Origin of the sequence: Microbacterium testaceum, assembly GCF_001476655.1 — a bacterium.
Lineage (GTDB): Bacteria > Actinomycetota > Actinomycetes > Actinomycetales > Microbacteriaceae > Microbacterium > Microbacterium testaceum_C.
In genome coordinates, this window is record NZ_LDRT01000104.1 from 1 (window position 1) to 9,074 (window position 9,074).

Annotated in this window: 8 protein-coding genes and 1 pseudogene; 6 read left to right on the plus strand and 3 right to left on the minus strand. The window is 69.5% G+C overall.

Annotated features, from left to right (window positions below):
- A partial coding sequence (locus NS220_RS20620) for a helix-turn-helix transcriptional regulator (RefSeq protein ID WP_058624616.1) occupies positions 1-2,449 on the plus strand: 2,449 nt, incomplete at its 5' end.
- Between the two features lie 24 nt (positions 2,450-2,473).
- On the opposite strand, the gene NS220_RS13830 is transcribed toward NS220_RS20620, so the two are convergent.
- Positions 2,474-2,692, minus strand: coding sequence for a hypothetical protein (locus tag NS220_RS13830; protein WP_153004296.1), 219 nt, complete (start codon positions 2,690-2,692; stop codon positions 2,474-2,476).
- 128 nt (positions 2,693-2,820) lie between these two features.
- On the opposite strand from NS220_RS13830, the pseudogene NS220_RS13835 reads away from it, so the two are divergent.
- Positions 2,821-3,153: pseudogene (locus NS220_RS13835) on the plus strand (ABC transporter ATP-binding protein); the annotation flags it as partial.
- Between the two features lie 64 nt (positions 3,154-3,217).
- On the opposite strand, the gene NS220_RS13840 reads toward NS220_RS13835, so the two are convergent.
- A complete protein-coding gene (locus NS220_RS13840) occupies positions 3,218-3,889 on the minus strand; it encodes a DUF998 domain-containing protein (RefSeq protein WP_058624618.1) in 672 nt (223 codons plus the stop codon).
- Positions 3,890-4,430: 541 nt separating this feature from the next.
- Here NS220_RS13840 and NS220_RS13845 point away from each other — a divergent pair.
- Together NS220_RS13845 and NS220_RS13850 are read left to right on the plus strand one after the other, a co-directional pair.
- Complete coding sequence (locus NS220_RS13845) at positions 4,431-5,795, plus strand: cell division initiation protein (RefSeq protein WP_153004297.1); 1,365 nt, start codon at positions 4,431-4,433, stop codon at positions 5,793-5,795.
- Between the two features lie 268 nt (positions 5,796-6,063).
- Entirely contained in the window at positions 6,064-6,300 is a 237-nt protein-coding gene (locus NS220_RS13850) for a hypothetical protein (protein WP_058624619.1), read from the plus strand.
- Between the two features lie 37 nt (positions 6,301-6,337).
- Here the strand turns inward: NS220_RS13850 and NS220_RS13855 are convergent, their stop codons facing one another.
- On the minus strand, positions 6,338-6,706 hold the full coding sequence (locus tag NS220_RS13855; protein ID WP_058624620.1) for a DUF7882 family protein: 369 nt from the start codon (positions 6,704-6,706) through the stop codon (positions 6,338-6,340).
- Positions 6,707-6,802: 96 nt separating this feature from the next.
- Here NS220_RS13855 and NS220_RS13860 point away from each other — a divergent pair, with 96 nt between their 5' ends.
- Positions 6,803-7,348, plus strand: a complete 546-nt coding sequence (locus NS220_RS13860) for a MarR family winged helix-turn-helix transcriptional regulator (protein ID WP_058624621.1) — start codon at positions 6,803-6,805, stop codon at positions 7,346-7,348.
- Positions 7,345-8,139: a transglutaminase-like domain-containing protein gene (locus tag NS220_RS13865; RefSeq protein ID WP_058624622.1), complete on the plus strand. Its 795-nt coding sequence runs from the start codon at positions 7,345-7,347 to the stop codon at positions 8,137-8,139. Before NS220_RS13860 ends, NS220_RS13865 begins: the two co-directional genes overlap by 4 nt.
- The last annotated feature ends 935 nt before the right edge of the window (positions 8,140-9,074 follow it).

A 9,074-nucleotide genomic window follows, 5' to 3' on the forward strand; every position in this document is an offset into this window, starting at 1 on the left:
ACCCTCCCCCGCCCGAGCATCCCGCCGCTCGAGCCGCTTCTGGACGCCCCGCTGCGACACGATCTCCCTGTTGAAGGACGCGGTGACGAGCGATGTCGTGCTCCTGCGCGGACCCGCCGGGGTGGGCAAGACATCCCTGCTCCGCCAGTTCGCCGCGGCGCTTGCCGACGACGCGGAGGCGGGGGTCCAGCTCATCGACGCGCAGCAGACCTCGCCCGAGCTGTTCGAGAAGGTGTCCGCGGCCTTCCACGATGGCCCCGCGCAGCACATCCTGCTCATCGACAACCTGACCGACAGGTCTGGCCTCACCTCCGACCGGATCCTCGAGTCGCTTCGCGCCAACCCCGCCCTTCGTGTGGTGGTCGCCACGCGACACGTCACCCGACTCGAGAGTCCCCTGGTCGCGCTCGAGTTCGATGTGCACGTCCTCCCGCCCTCGGACCTGCTGATGTCGCGCTCCGAGCTCGCCCTCGTCTTCGAACTCAACGGGGTCGATGCCACCGACGCGGCGCTCGACGTGCTGATGACGCGCACCCACGGCTGGCCGGCGCTCGCGCAGCTGGTGAGCTCGCGCCTCCGGCTCGAGGGCCTCTCACTCCGCAGCCGCGACGAAGCGGAAGCGGTCGCCGAACACGCGAGTCGCTCACTGACCACCGACATGGAGCAGCGGCTGGCGACGCCCGTCACCGACGAACTGCGCCTCCTCGCCGTCGCACCCTTCATCAACGTCGATCTGGCCGACGCCATCGGCATCGATCCGACCGTCGGGACCACGCAGCAGCTTCTCGGCGAACTTCAGGACGCCGGTTTCGTCTGGCCGAGCTCGACGCGCCTCGCGCTCGCCGAACCCGTGCGTGCGCAGTGGCTGCGGGAGATCGAAACACGACAGCCCGCGCTGGTCGAGCGCACCCGGCTGCGTCTGCTGGAGCATCTCGTCGCCACCGGCGAACCCCTGCGCGCGGCGCAGCTGGCTGCAGACGCGGGCCAATGGGGCACGCTCGCCTCCGTGCTCCGCTCGTCCGGGGCGGAGATCTGGGCTCGCGACGTCACCGTCTTCCGTAACCTGATCACCGCCCTGCGTGCTCACGCGGGTTCTGAACCGATCGCCGTCGACACCCTCCTTACGCTTGATCCGGAGACGGCCACGTCGACGGAGACGCCGATCGCCGTGGTCTCGGCGCTCAGCAAGCTTCCCGAGGCGAAGGCCGCCGCGCACGGCAACATCCTGGGCCTCACCCTGCGGGTGAGCCTGCTGCGGGCCGCAGGACGCTTCGCCCTCGCCACCGAATCGGCGGCGTTGCTGATCGATGCCCTTCGCCGTCGCCAGGATCTCGGCACCGACGTCACCATCGAGGGCTGGTACCAGGTCGGGATGACGCACTTCGCGATGGGGAGATTGCGTGACGCCTCGCTGGCCATGGGTCAGGTCGAACGAATGGCGCCTCCCCCGCAACGGATGCGGGCGAACGGGATCCTGGCCGTGATCGCGCTGCTCGACGGGGACGTCCGCGGCGCCGAGTCGATCGTCGAGCGCACGCGCGACGACAGCTGGTTCGAGACCCCGTGGGGTGAGGCCACCCGCCTGGCGGTCTCCTGGCTGTCGCTGGAGCGCGGCGATGCGCACGAAGCGCGGAAGTTCCTCGAGAGCGTGCCGGCAACCGCCTCCGCCCGGGAGCTGTGGCCCTACGCGGCCTCTACTCAGGCGCTCGCATTCCTGCTCTCCGGTGCCGCTCCCGATGCTCTCGGCATGCTGCGCTCGTGGGGTACGCGAGCCCGGAGCACACCGCCGTCGCACTTCCAATCCACGCAGATGCTCACGGCGCGCGCAAAGGTCCTCATCGCCCTTCGGCAGGCGCGAAAGGCGCTGGCTCTGTTCGAGGGACCGTTCGGGCTCTCCTCCGCCACGGCCCCGGCGATCGCGCTCTCGCAGCTGTATGCGGGGCGCGCGCACGAGGCCTTCGTCCTGAGCGTGAAGTGGGGGATCCATCAGGAGTCCTCGCCTCGCGCGTCCTTGGAGAGCATGGTGGTGAGCATCGTGGCGGACATCCGGCTCAATGGCTCCGCCGCCCAGCGCAGCACGATGCAGCGGGCCGAGGCGATCAGCATCCGCTTCGATCTGTGGAGTCCCTGGAGCGCGGTGGCGCCGGAGGACCGGGCGATGGTGCTCGGGGCGCTCTCGGGAGCGGCTCGAGATCGGGTCGCGGCTCGCGAATCGTTCTTCGCATCATCCGTCAGCGTCCCGCACCTCACCAAGAGGGAGCAGGTCGTTCTGAGTCAGCTGACACCCGCGTCGACGATCGCCGACATCGCCCGGGTTCTCGTCGTCTCGCCGAACACGGTGAAGACGCAGTTGCAGAGCCTCTACCGCAAGCTCGAGGTCTCCGACCGCGCGAGCGCCATCCGCGCGGCACACGCATGGGGTCTGATCGAGAGCGAGAACGAGGGATGACCTGGCCGTCGTCGCGACGCCCCGTCAGAGACGATCGACGCGACGACGGCCGACTCGACCGCGGTCGGCTCGGCGACGCACCTTCACCACCGCGAATCGGACGACGACGAGAAGCACGAGGGTGAGCACCACTCCGGGCAACGTCAGCGGGACGCCCGCTCCGCGAAGGACGGCGAGGATGACGAGAAACGCGGCGACCGGAGCGGCCCACACGAGGATGCGCCAGAGCAATCGTCGATTCACGCGTCCACGCTAACGGTTCATCCGACTTGGTGGCGGCCGGCGAGGAGGGCGGTGGTGCTCATCACCCTCCAGAATGACGGGTCGGCATCGATGTCCTCCCCGATACGGACGCGGCGAGATGTCGCGCTTCGCGCCGACGGCGCGTCGGGTTCGTCTTCCAGTCATTCAACCTCGTTCCCACCCTCACGGCCGCCGAGAACATCCGGCTGCCGTTCGACCTCGACGCCCGGCGCCCCACCGCACAGGAGGCGGCGCGGGTCGCGACGCTCGTGGACACCCTCGGGCTGAAGACGCGGATGGATCACCGCCCCGACCAGCTGAGCGGCGGACAGCAGCAGCGCGTCGCCATCGCCCGTGCGCTCGCCACCACTCCCGACCTCGTCTTCGCGGACGGGCCGACCGGCAACCTGGACTCTCGGTCCAGTCGAGAGGTCCTCTTCCTCCTCCGCTGCTCGCGTCGATCGTGCCCGCACGATGGGCGACCCGCCTGAGCCCGGTGCGGTCTTTCGCGGCTCAGGCCTGAGATCAGGAGGCGGCGGCGCGCTCATCGGCCGCCACCTGCAGTCCGAAGACTCCGAACCAGGAGATGGCGAGCGTCGCCGCCGTGAACTCGAGATTGCCCCCGAGAACCGTGTCGCCTCGGAAGAGCGAGAGCATGGCGCCCGTGAAGGACGTCGCCCCCACGGCGACGAGAGTGGCGACGCTCGCGGCACGCATCCACGGGCGCCGACGCAGAGTCGCCACCTGCCCCATGGCGATGATGGCCAGGACGAACCCAGTGACCGCGGAACTGATGTGAACGAGATCCTGCGGAAGTGCGCCGGGTGTGAAGGGAACGGGACATCCCGGCGAGCAGGTCACGACGGAGGCGAGCGCGAAGCAGAGGCCGCACGCGACAAGGGTCGTCGCGATCGGCCACCCCACCCGGTATGGACGCGCGCTGCCGGCCACGGCCCGGTCGACCAGGAAGGTGGCGACGGCCAGGAGCAGCAGCGCCAGGTTGAACACCGGAGCGGTGGACATCCCCGTCGCACCCAGCTGACTCACATAGTGCACGCTCGGTTCCCACGAGCGGGACAACCAGATGAGCGCCGCACTCGCGAAGGCCGCGACCGAACCCCCCGTCGCGAGGACGACGGCACGTTCTCGTCGAGCTCGCGGGGTGGTCCCCGTGGACCGCTGTGTCGTCTGGGTCATTCGGCTCTCCGCGCGTCGTCAGGGGCCTGGCCACCCTACCGTGCGCGCTGACCCGGGTCCGGTTCGCCCCCGTGGATGACTTGCCTGCGGCTCGGGGGTGATTTCGTCCCCGCACGGTGACGCCGTCGACGGGGGCGGTCGGATGCTGATGCGGCGGGCAGAGCCTGCAGAGCGCGATCGTGCCGGGGGGCTGTTCGCAGCGGATGCGGCTCTGCCCGTCTTCTCTGGATCGCGTGCTCGGTTCGTGTGAAGCGAGACCGGCCGAGGGCGATTCTTGGGGTGAGGATCGCGTGATTCCCGACGCTCCGCGACCCTCCGCGTGCCAGTCTCATCTCGAGCGATCTCGAGTGGTTCTCCCCCAAGCACCCTCTTCTCCACGATCGCTCTCCCCAGGATGCGCGGTCTCGCTCCACGGCACCCGGTTGTCGAGACCGCGCATCCCCTTGATGAACCTCCTCCGAACTCTCACACCGTCGCCCACGTGCGGTTGAATCGAAGGAGCGCCCGCGATCCGGACGCGACACCGCGAGGAGGACTGCCCGTGACCGATGACCGCGAGATCGCGAACGACCACCGGAATGCCGGCCGCGACGACGGGACGGGCAGCGCGGAGAACGACGCCTTCCTCGACGAGCTGTTGTCGACGGCCGGAGATTCCGAGGCGACCACGGCCTTCCCTGTGGGGTTCCGCGGATACGACCGCGACGCGGTCGACGAAGCGATCCGGCAGCTCGCCGATCGCGTGCGCAGGGCCACGGAGGACACTCACGACGCCAAGCGTCGCGCGGAGGCGATGTTCGCGCAGCAGCGCGCCGAGCACGACGCCGAGCTCGAAGAGTCCGCCCGCCGCTACTCCGAGGAGGTCACCGGCCTCCAGGAGCAGCTTCGTGCCGCATCGGCGCGCGCGGCGGACGCGGAGGCGCAGGTCCACGCTCTGTCAGACGAGTTCGCCCACCGCGACGCCGGAGACGACGACCCCCAACGGGGTCGAGAACACTTCGACGCCATCCTTCGCGTCGCCGAGGAACAGGCCGGGGTGCTCGTACAGAATGCCGTCGGCCAGGCCGAACGGCTCCTGGCCAGCGCCCACGACGAGGCCGCCGCGATCCGCGACGAGGCCGTCGCCGATCAGAACCGCCTCCGCACCGAAGCGCAACACGATGCCGATCAGGTTCGCCTGCGCATCGAGACCGAGTCGACCGCGCACTCCGCGCGGCTCGAACGCGAACGTGCTCACGCGGCGGAGAAGGTCGCGCAGGCCGAGCGCGAAGCCGTGGCTATTCGCACCGAGGCCGAGAAGGGAGCCGCCGCCCTGCGCTCCATGGTGTCTCGAGAGACCGGCGAACTGCGGGCGAAAGCGGAGCGCGACGTGCGGGAGATGACCGCGCGGGTGCTCGAGTTCGAAGAATCGCTGACCCGCCGACAGGACGAGGCGCAGCAAGAGTTCCTCGTGCTGCACAACCAAGCGGTCGCGCACGCCGAACGCATCACCGGTGACGCCAGCGAGCAGGTGGCCGCCGCCCTCGAACACGCGCGCCGTATCTCCGCCCGTGCGGATGACTACGAACGCCTCGCTCGCGCCCAGGCGCAACAGGTCGAGGCCGACGCCCAGGTGCGCGCTCGAGAGATCCTCGACGGTTCTCGTGAGCGCGCTCAGCGCATCGCCGACAAGATCACCGAGCACGCGGCATCCGTTCTCCGCGATGCCGAGGACCGCACGCGCGACCTGCGGTGGCAGCAGCAGCAGGTCGGCAGCTTCATGACCGAGATGAACGAGCTCCTCCGCGCGAAACCACGGGGTGGGTCTGCGGGCGTCGACCTCGCGGACGATGACACCGCCGGCGCGGTCGGCGTCGAACAGAATGATGAGGGGACGCCCCAGACCGAGGAGACGGACCGCGACTGAGCCGGCACGCCCCCCAAGCGACCGAACGAGACCGGTCAGGGCCAGTGTCGCGGGGGCGGACGCCGCGTGCGCCGCGGACGTGCCCGCCGGAGCGGTGAGTGCGAGGAGAGATCGACCATCCGCTGCGGGGGAACGGTCCCTTCGTCGTTTCGGGAACCGTCACCGCGCGAGGACATCGTGGTCCGCCCCGGGACGGAGGAGACAGGTGCGGCTACGGGGATCCCAAGGGACGCGCTCTAGGCTGAAACCCGACGCGAAGGGAGACGCGGTGAAATCCAGGAGCTCGCTCCCGCTCGGAGCTGTTCTCAGTGCCGCCGCGGCGTTCGTGTTCGCCACGCCGACACTGTTCCTGGCACCCGACGCCCACGCCTCGGTGAAGCTGGTCTTCATCGTGGGCGGCTCGGTCCTCTTTGCGGCGGGTGTGATCCGCATACGGTCGGAGGGCCGCACCGGCGACGGACCGGCGTCCGAACACACGCGTCCCGAGGACGTCACGCTCGAGTGAGCGCCCCTGCCCCGTCAGGCGACGGGACGGGGCCGACTCACGCGGCTCGAACCAGCGAGCGCTGCGTCGAAGAACGCGCGGGTGCCTTGACCGGGGCGACGGCCTCCTTCTCGATGGAGACGTCGAGGCTGAGTCCGCGGGACGAGTTCGCGTCGTTCGCGAGGCGCTTGAGCAGCTCCTGGTCGAGGGCCTCGGGCTGCTCGGAGTCGAAGACGAACCGGAGCGGGATCGCCGGCTGGAGCCAGATGGTCGAGCGTCCGCCCGGCTCATCCGCGCGGTGAGTCCAGGAAAGGGTGAAGCTCTCGCCACGGCGCAGCTTGGTCGCAGCGACCACCTTGACGTGCGCCAGCATGCGGTCGTCGATCTCGATCGGCTCGGTGGAAGTGCCGTAGAACAGCTTCGCCATGATGTTTCCCTCTCCTCGTTGCTTAGTCAGGAACTTACTAGGTAGACTAGCGAATAGGCAAGCGAGATATCAGGAAGAATTTTCGGAGGGACTCTCATGACCGACATCGGCGCGGGTCCCCCGTCCTACTGGTACAGCGACAGCACCGACGACGAACGGGGTGCCCGCGTGATGCAATCTCTGCGCGAGTACCGTGCGGCCGAGATGTCCATGAGACGGCGCACCCAGGCGTCCATGGCGATGGGCGAGAACGAGATGCTCGTGCTCCGATTCCTCACGCAACACGGGCGACGCAGCCTCGATGTCACCCCCATCGACCTCGCGCGCTACCTCGGTATCTCGACCGCCTCGATGACCGCTCTGCTCGATCGTCTCGAGAAGTCGGGGCACCTCGAACGCCTGCCGCATCCGAGCGATCGACGAAAGGTCCTCATCGCGGTCACCCCCCGCACCGAGGACGACATGCGCGCGGTCCTCGGCTCGATGCACGCGCAGATGATGCTCGCCACGCGCGGTATGACGGAGGCGGAGGCGACGGCGGTCACGCAGTTCCTCGACCGCATGCGCGCGGCGGTCGACGGCGTGGGGACGGACGCGGTGAAGGCTCCCCCGGCGGCGGGGGCCCCGGACGTCGCGGCATGAGCACGCACGTCTCGGCCCGCCTCGACCTCCGGGTCGAAAGCGACACCGACGCGGTTCTCTCGATCGCCGTCGCCCGGGGCTGGGCGCGCGTCGAGGACCTCTCGCTGACGAGGGGAGGCCACCCGATCGCGGTCGAGGAAGTCCTCGACGATCACGGCACGCGCCTGCACCGCGCGACGTTGCCCGTGGGGGACGTCGTGGTGACGTATCGCGCCGAGGTCGACCGTCCGGCCGGGCCCACGGCATCCGATACCGTCGACTCGCTGAGGTACGTGCGTCCGAGCCGGTTCGTGCCGTCCGACGAACTCGCGGCGACAGCCCTGGCATGGTTCGGCGGTGCGACCCCCGCAGAGAACGTCCGAAGGATTCCCGAGTGGGTCTTCACCCACCTGTCCTACACACCCGGTTCGAGCGGCCCGACGGACACGGCCATCCACACCCTGCTCCTGCGACAGGGGGTCTGCCGCGATTACGCGCATCTCACGGCGGGGCTCCTGCGCGCGGTCGGGGTCCCGGCACGTCTCGCCTCCGTCTATGCGCCGGGACTGCGTCCGATGGACTTCCACGCGGTCGTCGAGGCCTTCGTCGACGGGCGCTGGGAGGTCGTGGATGCCACGCGGCTCGCGCCCCGCGCAGAGTACGTCAGGATCGCCACCGGACGCGACGCCGCCGACACCGCTTTCCTCACCACCCTCTCCGGCACGGCCGTCCTGGAGGAGATCGAGGTGATGGCGGTCGCCGGCGACGACCTGTCGGGCGACGATCCGACAGCGAGCGTGCTCCTTCCCTGACTCCCCCGTGGGGCGGAGTCGCTCGGAACCCCCGCTCGCTACCGTCGAGGCATGGATGCCGCCGCCTCGACCCGCCGACCCCGTCGGGTCGCGCTCGCCACCGTGTTCGTTCTCGCGCTCCTCGCGCTGATGCTCGCCGGAGCGCCGTCGGCGCGCGCGGATGTGAACGACTTCACGTTCGACTCCTTCGACGCCGACATGCTGTTGACCCGGACATCGGACGGGCACGCCGCCTTGAACGTCACGGAGACGATCGTCGCGCGCTTCCCGGACGAGGACCAGAACAAGGGGATCGTCCGCGTCATCCCCGACGACTACAACGACATCCCGCTGCACACCGAGGTCGTGTCGGTCACGGACGGGAACGGTTCACCGGTGCCGTACGAGGTGGAGGAGAGCCGACGCGAGGTGCGGGTCCTGACCGGGGACGACACCTACGTCCGTGGCGTGCAGACGTATGTCATCTCGTACACGCAGCGCGACACGATCCGGTCCTTCGGCGACACCGACGCCGACGAGTTCTACCGCGACATCAACGGCACCGACGGAAAGCAGCCGTACGGCGAGGTCAGTGCACGGCTCCGGGTCGACGCCGACCTGGCGGAGGCGGCACTCGACGGTGCCGCGTCCTGCTATCAGGGGCCGTTGGGCTCCCGCACCCCGTGCGACATCTCCCCGTCAGGAGGAGCAGGCGCGCCCCTGACCTGGTCCGCCCGCGCCGCGAACCTCGGACCGGGCGAGAACATGACCATCGCGGTCGGCTTCGTACGGGGCACGTTCGTCGCCGGTGAGGTTTATCGCACCCCTCTGGAACAGTTCTCGGCCGACAACGCCGCGATGCTCGGCGGCGTCTCCCTCGGCGCCGTCGGCCTGGGCCTCGCCGGGGTGGGAGCGGTCTCTTATACCCATCTGACGCTGCCGACGATCTTACGCGT